The 16102-nt window shown below is 63.2% G+C and carries 19 protein-coding genes; 3 read left to right on the top strand and 16 right to left on the bottom strand.

All coding sequences use genetic code 11. The features are described from left to right. Positions 1–40 precede the first annotated feature (40 nt). Together bluB and ACL02S_RS09120 are read left to right on the top strand one after the other, a co-directional pair. Entirely contained in the window at positions 41–661 is a 621-nt protein-coding gene (gene bluB, locus ACL02S_RS09125; RefSeq protein ID WP_412802085.1) for a 5,6-dimethylbenzimidazole synthase, read from the top strand. Between the two features lie 108 nt (positions 662–769). Continuing rightward, positions 770–964 (top strand): hypothetical protein, encoded by a 195-nt coding sequence (locus ACL02S_RS09120; RefSeq protein WP_412801885.1) that lies wholly within the window; start codon positions 770–772, stop codon positions 962–964. An 88-nt stretch (positions 965–1052) separates the two neighbouring features. Here ACL02S_RS09120 and hpf read toward each other — a convergent pair whose 3' ends face one another. The 7 genes from hpf to ahcY form a co-directional block, all read right to left on the bottom strand. Next, positions 1053–1715 (bottom strand): ribosome hibernation-promoting factor, HPF/YfiA family, encoded by a 663-nt coding sequence (gene hpf / locus ACL02S_RS09115; RefSeq protein WP_412802084.1) that lies wholly within the window; start codon positions 1713–1715, stop codon positions 1053–1055. Between the two features lie 252 nt (positions 1716–1967). Then, on the bottom strand, positions 1968–2612 hold the full coding sequence (locus ACL02S_RS09110) for a ComF family protein (RefSeq protein WP_412801884.1): 645 nt from the start codon (positions 2610–2612) through the stop codon (positions 1968–1970). Positions 2613–2743: 131 nt separating this feature from the next. Beyond that, positions 2744–4564 (bottom strand): MtrAB system accessory lipoprotein LpqB, encoded by a 1821-nt coding sequence (lpqB, locus tag ACL02S_RS09105; protein WP_412801883.1) that lies wholly within the window; start codon positions 4562–4564, stop codon positions 2744–2746. After that, positions 4561–6408 (bottom strand): MtrAB system histidine kinase MtrB, encoded by a 1848-nt coding sequence (gene mtrB / locus ACL02S_RS09100; RefSeq protein WP_412801882.1) that lies wholly within the window; start codon positions 6406–6408, stop codon positions 4561–4563. Before mtrB ends, lpqB begins: the two co-directional genes overlap by 4 nt. An 84-nt stretch (positions 6409–6492) precedes the next feature. Further along, on the bottom strand, positions 6493–7170 hold the full coding sequence (gene mtrA / locus ACL02S_RS09095) for an MtrAB system response regulator MtrA (protein WP_039800350.1): 678 nt from the start codon (positions 7168–7170) through the stop codon (positions 6493–6495). A 79-nt stretch (positions 7171–7249) separates the two neighbouring features. Beyond that, positions 7250–7897, bottom strand: a complete 648-nt coding sequence (locus tag ACL02S_RS09090) for a dTMP kinase (protein WP_412801881.1) — start codon at positions 7895–7897, stop codon at positions 7250–7252. 146 nt (positions 7898–8043) lie between these two features. Then, on the bottom strand, positions 8044–9528 hold the full coding sequence (gene ahcY / locus ACL02S_RS09085; RefSeq protein WP_412801880.1) for an adenosylhomocysteinase: 1485 nt from the start codon (positions 9526–9528) through the stop codon (positions 8044–8046). Between the two features lie 94 nt (positions 9529–9622). On the opposite strand from ahcY, the gene ACL02S_RS09080 reads away from it, so the two are divergent. After that, positions 9623–9820 carry a hypothetical protein gene (locus tag ACL02S_RS09080; RefSeq protein WP_412801879.1) on the top strand — a complete coding sequence of 66 codons (198 nt, stop codon included), beginning with the start codon at positions 9623–9625 and terminating at the stop codon, positions 9818–9820. A gap of 11 nt (positions 9821–9831) precedes the next feature. Here the strand turns inward: ACL02S_RS09080 and ACL02S_RS09075 are convergent, their stop codons facing one another. The 9 genes from ACL02S_RS09075 to ACL02S_RS09035 form a co-directional block, all read right to left on the bottom strand. After that, positions 9832–10452, bottom strand: coding sequence for a TetR/AcrR family transcriptional regulator (locus ACL02S_RS09075; protein ID WP_412801876.1), 621 nt, complete (start codon positions 10450–10452; stop codon positions 9832–9834). Between the two features lie 40 nt (positions 10453–10492). Continuing rightward, a complete protein-coding gene (locus ACL02S_RS09070; RefSeq protein WP_412801875.1) occupies positions 10493–10675 on the bottom strand; it encodes a rubredoxin in 183 nt (60 codons plus the stop codon). Positions 10676–10831: 156 nt separating this feature from the next. Continuing rightward, a complete protein-coding gene (locus ACL02S_RS09065) occupies positions 10832–10993 on the bottom strand; it encodes a hypothetical protein (RefSeq protein ID WP_412801878.1) in 162 nt (53 codons plus the stop codon). Between the two features lie 505 nt (positions 10994–11498). Further along, positions 11499–12581, bottom strand: a complete 1083-nt coding sequence (locus ACL02S_RS09060) for an alkane 1-monooxygenase (protein ID WP_412801877.1) — start codon at positions 12579–12581, stop codon at positions 11499–11501. Positions 12582–12823: 242 nt separating this feature from the next. Further along, on the bottom strand, positions 12824–13444 hold the full coding sequence (locus tag ACL02S_RS09055; RefSeq protein ID WP_412801876.1) for a TetR/AcrR family transcriptional regulator: 621 nt from the start codon (positions 13442–13444) through the stop codon (positions 12824–12826). Positions 13445–13484: 40 nt separating this feature from the next. Next, positions 13485–13667, bottom strand: a complete 183-nt coding sequence (locus ACL02S_RS09050; RefSeq protein ID WP_412801875.1) for a rubredoxin — start codon at positions 13665–13667, stop codon at positions 13485–13487. Continuing rightward, positions 13664–13837 carry a rubredoxin gene (locus ACL02S_RS09045; protein WP_412801874.1) on the bottom strand — a complete coding sequence of 58 codons (174 nt, stop codon included), beginning with the start codon at positions 13835–13837 and terminating at the stop codon, positions 13664–13666. Before ACL02S_RS09045 ends, ACL02S_RS09050 begins: the two co-directional genes overlap by 4 nt. 237 nt (positions 13838–14074) lie before the next feature. After that, entirely contained in the window at positions 14075–15358 is a 1284-nt protein-coding gene (locus ACL02S_RS09040; RefSeq protein ID WP_412802083.1) for an alkane 1-monooxygenase, read from the bottom strand. A 222-nt stretch (positions 15359–15580) separates the two neighbouring features. Continuing rightward, positions 15581–16099, bottom strand: a complete 519-nt coding sequence (locus ACL02S_RS09035; protein WP_412801873.1) for an NUDIX hydrolase — start codon at positions 16097–16099, stop codon at positions 15581–15583. Between the last annotated feature and the right edge of the window lie 3 nt (positions 16100–16102).

The raw sequence follows: 16102 nt of genomic DNA, 5'->3' as shown, positions 1-16102 counted from the left end.
GCCGCGGTTCTGCTTGACTCGAGCGGTGCATGCTGAAGTTCTGAGCGTCTATGAGGCCATCCGGCAGCGCCGTGACGTGCGCGCGGAATTCACCGGCGAGATCGTGGACGATGCCACGCTGTGGCGGATACTGGAGGCCGCACACCATGCGCCGAGCGTCGGGAACTCGCAGCCGTGGGACTTCGTGGTCGTCCGCGAACCGACGACACTGCGCGCTTTCGCCGACCATGTAGCGCATAAGCGCACTGCGTTCCGAGAGACCCTGCCGCCGGAGCGCGCCGCGATGTTCGAGCCGATCAAGATCGAGGGAATCCGCGAGAGCGGCACCGGCATCGTGGTCTGCTATGACCACAGCCGCGGCGGACCGCACGTGCTCGGCCGGGCAACCGTGCCCGAGACAGGTATCTATTCGGCGGTTCTCGCGATTCAAAATCTGTGGCTGGCCGCCACGGCGGAGGGGATCGGCGTCGGCTGGGTATCGTTCTACGATCCCGGATACCTGGCCGAGCTGATCGGGCTCCCAGCGCGGATCCGCACCGTCGCCTGGCTCTGTATCGGCCCGGTCCACGAGTTCCAGCACCTCCCCGACCTCGAGCGCTTCGGCTGGCGCACGGGAAGACCACTGGCGGAGGCGATCCACCACGAAACGTATCGCGGCTGACACCGAGCACCGGGCAGCTCGTTCATGGTTCAACCAGGTACCGACTGGGTACGACAAGAACCAGACCGCTTCGAATGCGGTTCGGTTGTTCTTCAGGAGGTTTGTGCCATGGCCGATGTCGATGCTGTTCGATTGTCCAGCGAGCTGGGCATCGACTTGGCACAGGCCACGTTACGCCTGCGCAGGGAAGGCATCCCCGGCGAAACCAAGCACCAGACCTGTCTGCGGATCATCGCCCGCGAAGCGCACCAGCGACGACAGCCGCCGCGACCGAGCCATGAGCCGATACGCCGCTACCGGTAGCCCCTGACGCGGCGGCTTCTCGTAATTCTCCGGGCACCCAGCCGATATGCCGGGTGCCCGGAACGGTGGGAGCGGTAATTCGCTACCGTCAGGCGAGGTGGATGAGTCCGTAGTCGAAGGCGTGACGGCGGTAGACCACCGAGGGGCGCTCGGTCTCCTTATCTTGGAACAGGAAGAAATCGTGGCCGACGAGTTCCATCTGATAAAGGGCGTCGTCGACGGTCATCGGAGTCGCCGAGTGCACCTTCGTGCGCACGATATGGCCTGGGCCCGCGGCATGATCCAGCTCTTGCGTCTCGTCAGGAAGATCCTGTCCGGATACCGGCGAGGTGGGCCGTTCGAACAGGGAATCGTCCACCAGCGCGGCTGTGGCCTGGGCGACGGATACCGGCGTCTTCTCCCCGTAGTGCACCCTGCGCCTGTCCTTTGTGCGGCGCAATCGGCTCTCCAGCTTCGCGGTCACCGACTCGAATGCGGCGTAGAAACTGTCCGCACGAGCCTCGGCCCGCACGATGGGACCCTTTCCACGCGCGGTGATTTCGACACGTTGACAACTCTTGCGCTGACGGCGATTGCGTTCGTGGAACAGCTCCACATCGAAGAGGAAGATCGAGGGGTCGAAGCGTTCCAAACGGGAGATTTTCTCCGCGACGTAAATTCGGAAATGATCAGGCACCTCGACGTTGCGGCCCTTCACCACGATGTCGGCACGCGGCACCCGTGGTCGTTCCGCAACAGGTTGGTCCGGCATTTCCACGGTGCCGGTCTCCAGCACCGAAGTAGCGGAATCTTGCACTGAAGGACGTGAAGAATTCGTCACGCATACCTCCCGGATCTGGCCGCACGAACAGATTCGCATGCGGCGGGATTGAGCCGTGCCGAACGACAATCGCTCGGCACATGGTGTCCGAGGTGCCACCTCCAAACTCCCGGTTCGGGTGTGTGTTCGCGACGCTAGTACGCCGACGGTCCGACCGCCAGTCTTCACGCAAATTTCCTGGAGTCAAGCAGCACACGTAACCAGAACGCCATGTGTCGGCAACCCCGACCGGTACAGCGCGTGTACCGATTCGCGGACCGTGGCACCGGTGGTCAGCACATCATCGACCACCACGATCTCGGCATCCGCCCATGCTGCCCAGGCAGCGGCACGACCAGGTGTGGTGGTCACTCGTCCACCCAGATTGCGAACTCGCTCAGCGGATGTCAGCCCCACCGAGTCACGCACTCCCCGGCCCACCCGCAAGACCGGTAATACGGAGCTATCCGACAGCGACCGCGCCGCAACGCGTGCCGCGCGCAGCACCGGGTCACCACCTCTGCGCCGGGCCGCCAAGGCTCTGCTCGGCGCCGGCACCAGTATCAGTGGCCGTCGTGGCGACCTCAGCTCGGCGAGTCCGCCTGCCAGCGCCACTCCCAACGGCTCAGCCAGATCCCGCCGCCCTCGTTCCTTTGCCGCCAGCACCGCGCGACGCACGGGTCCGGTATAAGATCCAAGCGCCCAACAGGGCACACCGGGATCGATACGTGGCCGTATCCGCACCGGTGGACCGGCCAGCGCCGGAGCGCAGCAGGCACACCAACCGACACCAGGACGTCCGCACCCCGCGCAGTCGACGGGCAACAGCAGATCGAGCAAGGATCGCATCGCCCGAGTGTGCACCCCACCGCTGACAACTTCGCACAGTCGCCGCGAGTACCGCACTCCTCCCGCGCGCCTTCCCGCGACGGCGACGGCATTCGATCGACTCGCCGCCGACACCAGCGGCGACGGCCCGCTCAGCCGGGAAGCACCGGAACAGCGTTCGCCCCGAGGCCGGGCACCTCACGCCAGTAGGGTTGCCCATAGTCCGGGGCCGGGGCCAGCTCGAGTACCGCGCGTGAGTCGGCGACGTACTGACGCTCCGGACTCGCGCTCACCGCACGCACAGGTGGCGTCAGGTTCTGCGAGGTCAGCGGGGTCGGCTCCGATCCGTCGACCGATACCGTGCTCACCGGATCGACAGTGCCCTCCCGCACGATGATGATCGTGTCGGCGTCCAGCCAGTCCACCGACACCGCGGCCGTGCTGAGGCCGATGACTACCGGAAGCGCGGAAGTGAGCGCCAATCCCCCGTCCGGTTTCGGTACCACGACCGCGACATACACCTTGCCATCGGCGATCAGTGCCGCCCGCACCCCCGACCGGGAGATCCGGAGTTCGGTGATCGGTAACCGTGGTGCCGTTGCCGAGGAAGGCAGCGCCAGATCCGAGATATCGACGCCCTGCACCGAGACTGTCCCGGTAGCTCGGTCGGTGAACGCGCGAACGACACGTTCACCGTCGATCACCGCCCAGGCCGCGCTACCGTCAGCGGTCCAGGACGGCCGGGTGATGGCGAAACCCTCGGCCACCGGAAAAGCATCGCCACCATATGTGCCGACCATCAAGGTGTGCGATGGTTCCGGCGCGGGCCTTCCGGTCTCGGCGACCCCGGCGACCAATTTGCCATCCAGCGACAGTGCCACGGACTGCAGGTTGTTCACCCCACCGAAGTATCCGAGCGTCGGCATACTACCGCCGGATTCGCTGACCTGCACCAATCCGCCGCCACGCAGCGCGTGTAGTCCGGTCTGATTACGGACGAAGGTGGCCGGATTGAACTGCTGCACATCCCCGACAGTCCATCCGTTCACGGCGAACCGCTCGTCCAGCGGCTTGCCGTCGGCAAGCAGCAGGTAGGGCCCGAGAATATCGGCTCCGGACAGCGTGAGCACTATTTGCGCGGCCAGCAATTCCCGATCGCGCGGATTCAGCCCCGACGCGCCGGCGAGATCGATCCGGACACCGCCGAGACCGATACCGACATCATCCGGATCACCATTGGTCTTTGTGATGGTGCCACGCAGCGAGATCTGGGACAGTTCGTTGCCGAGCACCGATGCGAGCACGGGCTGCGGGCCTTTGATCAGCGCGCCGAGCAATCGCCGCGGCAGCTCATTCTTCGCCACCGACATCCAGCGCAGGTCGGGGACCAGAGTATCGCCGGTCGGGTCGACGAAATACAGTACATATCGCCGATAGGACTTGAAGAACGCGGCGGAGTCCATCACAACGCCGTCGGGGAGGTCGTCGATGCGCCATTCGCCGTCGACCTTGGTCAACTCGATCTTGTTCTCGATCATGACGATATCGTCGCTGGGCCGATACGCGCCGTCCCCGGCCAGCTCGCCGACCTTACGCGCCCGGATTCGATAGGTGGCTTTGTCGCCGGAACGTGATTCCCGCAGCGTATCCGGTTTTTCGACGATCACGGTCCCCTCCGCGTCGTCCCACTTGACAGAGGCTGCCGGCGTCATGTACTGACGGGCGGCCAGATGCCGGTTGGCCGGATCGGCGGTGGCTTGGAGGAAGTCACGCACCAAAAGGTCGGGATCCCGGTTCTCCAGCGGCTGCGGTGGCCCCTCCGGAGTGGGTTCGGGTTCGATGGTGCCCAGCGCCTCCGGCGCAGAGGACTCGGGCAAGCTGGCACATGCGGTGAGCGCCAGTAAAATCACCATAACCGCGGCGCCGAGCGCGGCTAGTCGCCGCGCCCGCGCGGATCTGACACGTATTCTCATGATTGTCTGTCACCGGACTCGAGTGCCCCGCCGCCATCGGCCTGTGCCGAATCGGCCACCTGTGATCCGTTCGAGCCGGACACAGGCGCATCCGCGGGCGGAGCTTCATCAGAAAGGCCGATCGTATCATCGGTCGGGGGATGCGTGGGGGCAGGACGATGATCCGCCGCCTCGGCCGCGTCCGGCTCGATGGCGTCCTTCGCCAGAACGCCCCGATCAGCGGATGACTCCTGCTCGACCGTACGCATCGACCTGCGCGGAGGTTCCAGCGACAACGGGCTCGGGCCGAGTTTCTTGCCACGCACCAACGGGAGCGTCAGACGGAAGCAGGCGCCGACCCCGATCTCACCCCACGCCTCGAGTTTGCCCTCGTGCAGATTGGTGTCCTCCACACTGATCGACAGGCCGAGGCCGGTACCACCGGAACGACGCATCCGGGACGGATCCGAGCGCCAGAACCGGTTGAAGACCAGTTTCTCCTCGCCAGGTCGCAAACCGACACCTTGATCACGCACCACGACGGCGACCGCATTGGCGGCGGCATCGCCACGCATCCGGATCAGCACCGGTTTGCCTTCGCTGTGATCGATCGCGTTGGCGAGCAGATTCCGCAGCACCCTTTCCACCCGGCGCGGATCGACCTCGGCGACCAGGGGCTCCTCCGGCAAATCCGTGATCATCTCGATGCCGGCGTCTTTGGCCAGATGCCGCACGGTGGAGATCGCCGCCCGCGCGCACATCCGCACGTCGAGTGATTCGACCTGGAGTTCGGCGACACCCGCATCGTGGCGACTGATCTCCAGCAGGTCGTTGAGCAGACTCTCGAACCGGTCCAGCTCGTTGACCAGCAGCTCGGCACTGCGAGCCAAGGTGGGGTCGAGGTCGTCGCTACTACTGTGGATCAGATCGGCGGCCATCCGCACTGTGGTGAGCGGGGTACGCAGCTCATGACTGACATCTGAGGTGAACCGGCGTTGTAGATTGCCGAACTCCTCCAGCTGGGTGATCTGGTTGGACAAACTCTCGGCCATCTCATTGAACGCCTGAGCCAGCCGCGCCATATCGTCCTCGCCCCGCACCAGCATGCGTTCTTTGAGCCTGCCATCGGCGAACCGACCGGCGATTCGCGCCGCGGAACGGATCGGCAGGACCACCTGTCTGGTGACCAGCGCGGTGATCGCGGCGAGTAACACCAGTAGCACGATGCCGCCAGCCAACATGGTGCCGCGCATCAGCGCCAGGCTGCGCTCCTCATTGGCCAGCGGGAAGATCAGGTAGATCTCCAGAGTCGGGATCTCGGTGCTCGGACTACCGATCAGCAGCGCCCGGCCACTGTAGCCATCCGCGTCGACAACCGTGGCGAACTGATAACTGACCTGGTTGCGCTGGACGAATCGGCGCAACTGATCGGGGATCTCCTGGATCGGGCCGATAGAGATCTGCTGGGGCGGCATACCGCCGATAACGCTCAGTGCCGCATCGAAACTATCCGCGGCACCCAGAGCTTGACCGGTAGCGCTGCGATTGGACAGCGCATTGCGGGCATCCTCCATCCGCTGCGGCTGGGTACCGATGTCGTGTACGCCGACGAGCTGGCCTTCCACCGTATTGCGGGCCTGGTCCATCTCCTCGACCGCCGCGTTGATCTTGGCGTCGAGTAACCGGTCGGTGATCTGCCCGATCAATACCACACCGAGAAATGTGATGACGATCAGCGACAGAGTCAGCGTCGACACGATGACACGTAACTGCAGCGACCGGCGCCAGAGATGCCCCAAGGCAGTGCCGACCGCTTGGAACCAGGCCGCCGCCGATGCCAGTGATCGGCGAGAACGCGCGATCACACCACCGGAACCTGATCTCCGGCCGATACGAGGGCCGTCGTGGTCACCCAAGCTACCGCCTCCGGGCCCTCGGCTCAGAGCGGATCACGGTGGTCCGGCCTTGTAGCCGACACCGCGGACGGTCAGCACGATCTCCGGATTCTCCGGATCCTTCTCGACCTTCGCCCGCAGCCGCTGCACATGGACATTCACCAGCCGGGTATCGGCGGCATGCCGATACCCCCAGACCTGCTCGAGCAGGACCTCACGGGTGAACACCTGACGCGGCTTACGAGCCAATGCGACGAGCAGATCGAACTCCAGCGGCGTCAGCGAGATCTGCGCGCCGCCGCGGCTGACTTTGTGCGCGGGCACATCGATCACGATATCCGCGATCGAAAGCAGCTCGGCGGGCTCCTCCTCGGTACGCCGCAGGCGAGCCCGGACACGGGCGACGAGTTCCTTCGGCTTGAAGGGTTTGACGATGTAATCGTCGGCGCCCGATTCCAGACCGAGCACAACGTCGACCGTATCGGTCTTGGCTGTGAGCATCACGATCGGAACCCCGGAGTCGGCCCGCAGCACCCGGCATACATCGATACCGTTCATACCGGGCAGCATCAGGTCCAGCAACACCAGGTCCGGGCGGATCTCGCGCACTGCGGCCAGGGCCTGTGTGCCGTCGCCGACCACATGCGGGTCGAACCCTTCCCCGCGTAAGACGATCGTCAGCATCTCAGCGAGTGCCATATCGTCGTCGACGACCAGAATCTTCGGCTTCATAATTACTATGTTGTCATCTCCCAGGCCAAGATCGGGCCGCCACGCCAACACTCGTGCCGAACCCAGGACACAGCCAACCTCACCGGCCACCGATTTCGGCGATCCGCGCGGCCAACGCGGCGGGATCGTCACTGGATCGGTATATCAGCCAGGGTCCGTACCAGCCGCGTTCGGCCAGCTCACGGTACACCGCGCCGGTTCGGTGCTGCAGACCGCCGTCGCGCTCGTAGGCATCGAGCGCACGGGCCGCGTCGAGTTGGCCTCGCTTGCGGGCACGCTCGGTCGCAAGCTCGGTGGGGACATCCAGCAGCACCTGCAGCGCGGGTTCGGGCATGGCGAATCTGCCGAATTCCAATTCACCGACCCAGGCCACGATTTCACCGTCCGCCGACTGTCCGAGCCGGGCGGCCGAGTAGGCGGCATTGGAGGCGACATAGCGGTCGAGCAGCACAATATCGTTGTCGGCCAACAGCTTCGCCAACTCGTCACGGGCACCCGCCCGGTCGAGCGCGAAGAGTACCGCCATACCGCTGACCGAATCGGCGAGATCACCGTGTGCGCCGCGCAACGCCTCTGCGGCGAGGTCGGCATGCACCGAGACCCGGTAGCGCGGGAAAGCCAGCGTAGCGACACGCACCCCGTGCCCACGCAGCTCGGCGTGGACTCGGTCGATCAATGTCCGCTTGCCCGCGCCGTCGAGGCCTTCGACCGCAATCAGCACTCCCATAGCCAGGCAGGGTACCCCGCGTCCCGTTCCCCGCCGACGGGGACTGATCAGTGCGGATTCCCGCCTCCACTCGGCCACGGACACGACTCGGGAGAGTGGCGACCGCGGTCCCGCCCGCCGTCGGCGGGCGGGACGCTCGGTCCGGCTCAGTAGCGGTAGTGCTCCGGCTTGTACGGGCCCTCCACGTCCACGCCGATGTACTCGGCCTGGTCCTTGGTGAGCTTGGTCAGCTCACCACCGAGCGCCTCGACATGGATCCGCGCGACCTTCTCGTCCAGATGCTTCGGCAGGCGGTAGACCTCATTGTCGTACTGTTCGGGCTTTGTCCACAGCTCGATCTGCGCGATCACCTGATTGGAGAAGCTGTTCGACATCACGAACGAGGGGTGCCCGGTCGCATTACCGAGATTGAGCAGGCGCCCTTCCGACAGCACCAGGATCGAGCGGCCGGTATCCCCGAAACTCCACAGGTCGACCTGCGGCTTGATCGCCAATTTCGTTGCGCCGGAACGCTCCAGCGCCGCCATATCGATCTCGTTGTCGAAGTGGCCGATATTGCCGAGAATGGCCTGGTCCTTCATCGCCTTCATATGGTCGAGGGTGATGATGTCCTTGTTCCCGGTCGCGGTGATGACGATATCGGCCTCGCCGATCGCCTTCTCCACGGTCACCACGTCGTAGCCGTCCATAAGCGCCTGCAGTGCGTTGATCGGATCGATCTCGGTGATCTGCACCCGGGCACCCTGCCCGGCCAGCGATTCCGCGCAGCCCTTACCCACATCCCCATAGCCACAGATCAATATCTTCTTACCACCGATGAGCACATCGGTACCGCGGTTGATGCCGTCGATCAGCGAGTGGCGGGTGCCGTACTTGTTGTCGAATTTGCTCTTGGTCACCGAGTCGTTGACGTTGATCGCCGGGAACACCAGCTCGCCCGACGTCGCGAACTGATAGAGCCGCAGCACACCGGTAGTGGTCTCTTCGGTGACACCGCGGACCGACTGAGCGATCGTGTTCCACTTACCTTTGTCGGTCTCGAACCGCTCCCGCAGCAATGCGAGGAACACCTTGTATTCGGCCGAGTGCTCCTCGTCCTCCGGCGGCACCACACCGGCCTTCTCGAACTGCGCGCCGCGCAGCACGAGCATGGTGGCATCGCCACCATCGTCGAGGATCATATTGGCCGGCTCCCCCGGCCAGGTGAGCATCTGCTCGGCAGCCCACCAGTATTCCTCCAGGGTCTCGCCCTTCCAGGCGAATACCGGAACACCCTCGGGCTCCTCGACGGTGCCGTGCGGGCCGACCACCACCGCGGCCGCCGCGTGGTCCTGGGTGGAGAAGATATTGCACGAGGCCCAGCGCACCTGAGCGCCCAACGCCGTCAGCGTCTCGATCAGCACGGCGGTCTGCACGGTCATATGCAACGAGCCGGAGATACGCGCCCCCTGCAACGGGCGTACCTCGGCATACTCACGGCGCAGTGCCATCAAACCGGGCATCTCGTGTTCGGCGAGACGGATCTCCTTGCGGCCGAATTCGGCCAGTGACAGATCTGCCACCTTGTAATCGATGCCGTTGCGGACATCGGTGGTCAACGACGTGCGTGCGGGAATTTCTGAGGTGGTCATCAGCCTCTCCTGGTTCGGCAAAGTACCAAGGCAAGGCTAGTCCTCACGGGACGGATATGGGCTACGCGGCCGCTCCGTGCGCCGCGCGGATCCGGTGCCGCTTACGCGGCTGAGTATTCGCCTGCGGCACAACACCACCGCGATGGGCGAGAACGCACGCATCCATCACTCACCCCATAACAGCGGGATAGCGGCGCGCACGAGCATCGCGGCGTATCCTGCGGGCAGCCATGGCGCCTACGGCGACAGTCCGTTTCCGGTGGGTGTGGGTATCGCGCACCCCGACCGGTGACCACGAACAGTTCAGCGCTGCGCCCGCGCGGCACGGACCGCTTCGACATAAGGACTCAACAACACACTCAACTCCGTAGGTGCGTCCCGCTCCGGACTCGGCGGCGTCGGGATATAACTCAGCGCGATACGCACCAACGCATGCGCGATCACATCCGACTCAGCAGCCGTCATCGCCATCCAACTGTGCTGAAAAGCCCGCGACAACCGCCCCGTCGCCTGCTCGAGCAACGGACCCGCATCAAGCGTGATCAACCGCAACAAATCCAGCTTCGCCTCACCGGCGACCAACGACCGCACCAAAGGATCCACAGCCGCGTCCACGAAGAAATTCGCCACACCATCACGCAACGCCACATGAACGTCATCGACATTCCCCACGATCCCCGCCTCCACATGATCAACCAGATCATCAGCCAACCGCAACGCATACGCCTGCGCCAGACCACTACGCGAACCGAACTCGTTATACAGCGTCTGCCTGCTCACCCCAGCCCCCGCCGCGATATCACCCAAAGTGATCTTCGACCAATCCCGCTCGGTGAGCAACTCACGCATCACATCCAGAACCGACGACCGCAGCAACCCCCGCGCAGCCTCCTGATAACGAACCCTCACTCCATTACGCGGCATACCCGCGACACTGTCACGAGCACCCCACACCGTCAAAACCTCACGACCGCTCGATTTCGACCATATAGAAATCCGACTTGGTCGCACCACAATCCGGACACGTCCAGTCATCAGGAACATCTTCCCACCGAGTACCCGGCCCGATACCATCCTCCGGCCAACCCACAGCCTCGTCATACTCGAAACCACACTGAATACACTGATAAAGCTTGTACTCGTTCACAGCCCAACCCCTACCCGCTCGAAATCGACCTTCTCCCGCACCCCCTCCCACCGGATACCCGGCAGAAAACCCTCATGCGGAGAATTTTTCACCTCATCAAAACATAATCACACATCGGACAGCGATACGCACTCATAACGAACCCCTTTCCAGGCCCTAGGGGATCGACTCGACACCGACTGCACCGTAGCGAGCGAGCACTTTATCCCGTTCGGCTGGATCCATATCGGCGCGGGTGATATCGCCGTCGTAGTGCGCGAGCACCCGCTTGTCCATGATGCGAAACCACAGCGGCGGTATCTGGACGAGCAACATCATGGTTGAGTAGCCTGCCGGATCGGTGCATCATCCCTGTTCTTCCCGAGCTGATAGCGCAGGGTCGGATAAGCGTGATGGTCACTGCGCCGTGGCAGGTGGTAGAGGAGGATCCTGCCGAGGATACGGTCGCTGTTCCAGCTGTGTCGCCGGCCGGGCCGCTCATAGCGCCCGCTCGGTGTGCGCTGCCGTGCCAGCCCGCCCAGCCACAGATAGCGCTTGGGATCACGCCGAACAGCCCCGCCGACCAGCTGCACGGATCGGTTCGCTCTCCGCGGCTCCGTATCAACCGCCTGGTTGAATACCATTGCCTACCACCATCCGAGCAGCGTTAAATACGAGATTCGCATCACCCCAAGCGAACTTTAATCCGATACCTGATCTTCCGGCTATACAAATCATTCAGTTCGCAAAGGCAAGTTAAATGATTTGCAAGCGCGAAAATGCTGGACGAACGGATCCGGGCGAGCCTGGAGGACTACCTGACCAACGCGCGGCGAGATATGAGCTACGCGGCCACTCCATGCGCCGCGAGGATCCGGTGCCGCTTACGCGGATGGATATTCGCCAGTGTCACATCACCGCCGTAATGGGCGAGAACACGCGTGTCCATCACCCGCCGCCATAATGGCGGGATAGCGGCGAGCACGATCATGGCGGCGTACCCCGCAGGCAGTTGTGGCGCCTGCTCCGAGGTGCGCAACGTCTGATAGCGACGGCCTGGGTTGGCGTGATGATCGCTGTGGCGCTGCAAGTGGAACAAGAAGATATTGGTCACCAGGTGGTCGCTGTTCCAGCTGTCGCGCGGCGAGCAACGCAGGTATCTGCCGTCCGGGCGGCGCGCCCGCAGCAGGCCGTAGTGCTCGATATAGTTCACCGTCTCCAGCACGCTGAAGCCGACCACCGCCTGCAGCACCAGCCACGGCAGTACCTGGTAACCGAATGCTACGACCAGGGCGCCGTACAGCACCACAGTCATCGACCACGCCTGCAGAATATGGTTGTCGACACTCCACCAGCCCTTACCCTTACGCGCGAGCCGCTCGCGCTCCAGGACGATCGCCGAACGGAAACCTCCGGACACACTCCGCGGCAGGAACTCCCACAGCGACTCCCCCAGCCTGGCGCTGGCCGGGTCCTCCGGGGTCGCCACTCGCATATGGTGGCCGCGATTGTGTTCGACGAAAAAGTGCCCATAGCCGGACTGGGCGAGGGCGATCTTGGACAACCAGCGCTCCAACTGCTCGGATCGATGACCCAGTTCGTGGGCGGCGTTGATACCGATGCCACCGGCGAATCCAAGAGTGACCGCCAGACCGAGCTTGTCGATCACGCTCAGCTCGTCACCGGCCAACATGGAACCTGCGATCACCAGCGCGAGCAGCAGAACCGGGATCATCAGATAGGTACACCACCGGTAGTAGCGATCATTGGACAGCAGCTCGTAGTCCTCATCCCTCGGGTTGTTGCCGTCCACTCCTATGGCCAGGTCCAGCAGCGGAATAAGGATCAGCACGACGATCGGGCCGCTCCACCAGAAGATCTCGGCACCCGTCCGGTACACCAGCTGCGAGGGTAGCAATGCTGACATGGGTGCGATCAGCCCCAGAGGCCACAGATAACGTTTGGGATCGGGCGTGCCCGTTGATCTGGCAACCGTTCGCACTGTGCCCCACTAGATAAAGATCTGATTCCGACGACTGAGCATACTGGCAGACTTTTAGTCCGCTATGCCCCTGATTGTCACCAGATTGCGATATCGATCACAGATCGTGAGTCACAGTTTCCGGTGGGTGTGGGTATCGCGCACCCCGACCGGTGACCACGAACAGTTCAGCGCTGCGCCCGCGCGGCACGGACCGCTTCGACATAAGGACTCAACAACACACTCAACTCCGTAGGTGCGTCCCGCTCCGGACTCGGCGGCGTCGGGATATAACTCAGCGCGATACGCACCAACGCATGCGCGATCACATCCGACTCAGCAGCCGTCATCGCCATCCAACTGTGCTGAAAAGCCCGCGACAACCGCCCCGTCGCCTGCTCGAGCAACGGACCCGCATCAAGCGTGATCAACCGCAACAAATCCAGCTTCGCCTCACCGGCGACCAACGACCGCACCAAAGGATCCACAGCCGCGTCCACGAAGAAATTCGCCACACCATCACGCAACGCCACATGAACGTCATCGACATTCCCCACGATCCCCGCCTCCACATGATCAACCAGATCATCAGCCAACCGCAACGCATACGCCTGCGCCAGACCACTACGCGAACCGAACTCGTTATACAGCGTCTGCCTGCTCACCCCAGCCCCCGCCGCGATATCACCCAAAGTGATCTTCGACCAATCCCGCTCGGTGAGCAACTCACGCATCACATCCAGAACCGACGACCGCAGCAACCCCCGCGCAGCCTCCTGATAACGAACCCTCACTCCATTACGCGGCATACCCGCGACACTGTCACGAGCACCCCACACCGTCAAAACCTCACGACCGCTCGATTTCGACCATATAGAAATCCGACTTGGTCGCACCACAATCCGGACACGTCCAGTCATCAGGAACATCTTCCCACCGAGTACCCGGCCCGATACCATCCTCCGGCCAACCCACGGCCTCGTCATACTCGAAACCACACTGAATACACTGATAAAGCTTGTACTCGTTCACAGCCCAACCCCTACCCGCTCGAAATCGACCTTCTCCCGCACCCCGCAATCAGGACAACACCAATCATTCGGCACCCCCTCCCACCGAGTGCCCGGCGGAAAACCCTCGTGCGGAGCACCTTTCACCTCATCGAAAACATAATCACACACCGGACAGCGATACGCACTCATAACGAACCCCTTTCCATATGAACACCCCACGCCATGAGAACAGCGACTCTGTGTGACCATTCTTCACCACCGCATCCAAGGCCTGCCCGCTCATGCTGTGCTCCATTCAGCATGAGCGGGGCCCCGCGTGACCACGCTTCACTGCCGCATCCAGGCCTGATCGTTCATACTGCGCTCCATTCAGCATGAACGAGACCTCGCGTGACCACACTCCGCCGCCTGCTCCAGATCCGATTCTCATACTGTGTCTCTTCCAGCATGAGCGGAACCCTCCTGGGTGGCAGCGGTGCCATAGTGCGCGAGCACCTTGTCCCGTTTGGCGGGAGCTATGTTCGCGCGGGTGATATCACCGTCATAGTGAGCCAGCACCCGCTTGTCCATGACCCGACGCCACAGGGGCGGGACATAGGCGAGCAGCACCATGCTGGCGTAACCGCTCGGCAAGTTGGGCGCACCATCCCAGCTACGCAGCGTCTGATAACGCCGGGTCGGATAGGCGTGGTGGTCACTGTGCCGTTGCAAGTGATACAGGAAGATATTGGTGACGATATGGTCGCTGTTCCAGCTGTGCACCGGGGCGGGCCGCTCATAACGTCCACTCGGCGTGCGCTGCCGCGCCAGACCATAGTGCTCCAAATAGTTGACCGCCTCCAACAAGCTGAACGCGAACACGGCTTGTAGCACCAGATAGGGCAGCAAACCGAGGCCGAATACCGCGAGCAACGCCGCGTACAGCACTGCCGACATCGACCAGGCAACGAGTACCTCGTTCCGCAGACTCCACGGCCGTATGCCGAGCCGCTGCAGACGGGTCTTCTCCAGCCGCCAGGCCGATTTCAGGCTGCCCCATACGGTGCGCGGCAAGAAGGCCCAGAATGTCTCACCCACTCGGGAACTGGCCGGATCCTCCGGCGTCGCGACCCGGACATGGTGGCCGCGGTTGTGCTCGATGTAGAAGTGCCCGTAGAACGACTGCGCCAAGGCGATGCGCGAAAGCCAGCGTTCCAGGTTCACCTTCTTGTGGCCGAGTTCATGCGCGGTATTGATACCGACGCCACCGATGAGACCGACCGTGAGCGCCAAGCCGATCTTGTCCACCAGGTGCAGACCACCGTCTATACCGAGCCAGCTCAGGTTATCGGCGGTGAGCAGATAGGCGGCCATGATCAACGTCGCGTACTGGAACGGCAGGTACAGATAGGTGAGGTAGCGGTAGTACTTGTCGTTCTCCAAGTACTCCATCACCTCATCGGGTGGATTGGAGCCGTCCGGACCGAAGAAGAGGTCGGCCAGCGGGATCAGCAGGTAGATCAGGATCGGCCCGAGCCAGAACGGCACCTGAGCCAGGCCGTACCAACCGAGTTCATTGAATGCCCAGATCAGCGGGAGGGTGATCGTGAAAAGACCGGCAGGCGCGAACAGCCCCCATAGCCACAGATAGCGCTTGCCGTCCCGCCATGCGGGTACCTCGACCCGTCCCGTGGTTCTGTCCGCCTTCTCCGCGGCTACCGAGGTAACCATCTCTATCGGGCGCACCGCTTCCGTCGACATCGACGCCTCCCATCTACAGCACCACAACTGTGATGTGCATTACTTCTAAAGTGGACAGTAGGCGCATATTTGTCGTTTGTCTAGACAAATTTATGAATTTGTAAATCTGCACGATGGCAGAGCTCGGCACGGGCCTCAGGGGCACCACACGGTGTGGTACCCCTGAGGCCCGTTATTCGATTCGGTCATAGCTCAGCGCAGCAGAACGTCGGCGTCCTCGGGTAGCGCGTCGACCGGCCACCAGCGCAGATCGGTGGACTCGCTGCTGCGCACCGGCACCGCCCCTTCCGGGGCGACGATCCGGAACAACAGATCCAGGTGCCTGGTAGGCACACCGAGCGAGCAGGTGATCGGATGCGCCTGGGCACCATACAATCCCGGCACCAACCGCAGCTCCGTGATACCGGATTCCTCTATCGCTTCGCGCAGGGCGGCATCGGCGACCGTGTCATCGCGTTCCTCGCAATGCCCGCCGAGCTGGATCCACCGGCCTACCCGCGGATGCAAGGTCAACAGCACCTCGCGCCCATCATGCGAGAAGACCACCGCGGAGGCGGTGATATGCCCTGGCGCGTGCGCACGTAAACACCCGCCTGGTGCCGAGCCGAGGAATGCCAGCATGGCTTCGCGTAATGATCGATCCGCATCGGTGTCCGGACGCCAGGTTTCGAGCAAGCTCGTCGCCGAGGCATGCAACGATGCCGCACTCACCGG

Source organism: Nocardia spongicola (assembly GCF_047200775.1).
Taxonomy (GTDB): domain Bacteria; phylum Actinomycetota; class Actinomycetes; order Mycobacteriales; family Mycobacteriaceae; genus Nocardia.
This window is presented reverse-complemented; position numbering and strand designations above follow the sequence as displayed.

Bases quoted from the DNA above. Each gene is read 5' to 3' on its own strand.
- ACL02S_RS09055 (WP_412801876.1), bottom strand. From the start codon at position 13,444: ATGCCGCGTAATGGAGTGAGGGTTCGTTATCAGGAGGCTGCGCGGGGG.
- ACL02S_RS09120 (WP_412801885.1), top strand. From the start codon at position 770: ATGGCCGATGTCGATGCTGTTCGATTGTCCAGCGAGCTGGGCATCGAC.
- ahcY (WP_412801880.1), bottom strand. From the start codon at position 9,528: ATGACCACCTCAGAAATTCCCGCACGCACGTCGTTGACCACCGATGTC.
- hpf (WP_412802084.1), bottom strand. From the start codon at position 1,715: ATGCCGGACCAACCTGTTGCGGAACGACCACGGGTGCCGCGTGCCGAC.
- ACL02S_RS09075 (WP_412801876.1), bottom strand. From the start codon at position 10,452: ATGCCGCGTAATGGAGTGAGGGTTCGTTATCAGGAGGCTGCGCGGGGG.
- ACL02S_RS09065 (WP_412801878.1), bottom strand. From the start codon at position 10,993: ATGATGTTGCTCGTCCAGATACCGCCGCTGTGGTTTCGCATCATGGAC.
- mtrA (WP_039800350.1), bottom strand. From the start codon at position 7,170: ATGAAGCCGAAGATTCTGGTCGTCGACGACGATATGGCACTCGCTGAG.
- lpqB (WP_412801883.1), bottom strand. From the start codon at position 4,564: ATGAGAATACGTGTCAGATCCGCGCGGGCGCGGCGACTAGCCGCGCTC.
- ACL02S_RS09090 (WP_412801881.1), bottom strand. From the start codon at position 7,897: ATGGGAGTGCTGATTGCGGTCGAAGGCCTCGACGGCGCGGGCAAGCGG.
- ACL02S_RS09045 (WP_412801874.1), bottom strand. From the start codon at position 13,837: ATGAGTGCGTATCGCTGTCCGGTGTGTGATTATGTTTTCGATGAGGTG.
- ACL02S_RS09040 (WP_412802083.1), bottom strand. From the start codon at position 15,358: ATGGTTACCTCGGTAGCCGCGGAGAAGGCGGACAGAACCACGGGACGG.
- ACL02S_RS09110 (WP_412801884.1), bottom strand. From the start codon at position 2,612: ATGCGATCCTTGCTCGATCTGCTGTTGCCCGTCGACTGCGCGGGGTGC.
- ACL02S_RS09060 (WP_412801877.1), bottom strand. From the start codon at position 12,581: ATGTCAGCATTGCTACCCTCGCAGCTGGTGTACCGGACGGGTGCCGAG.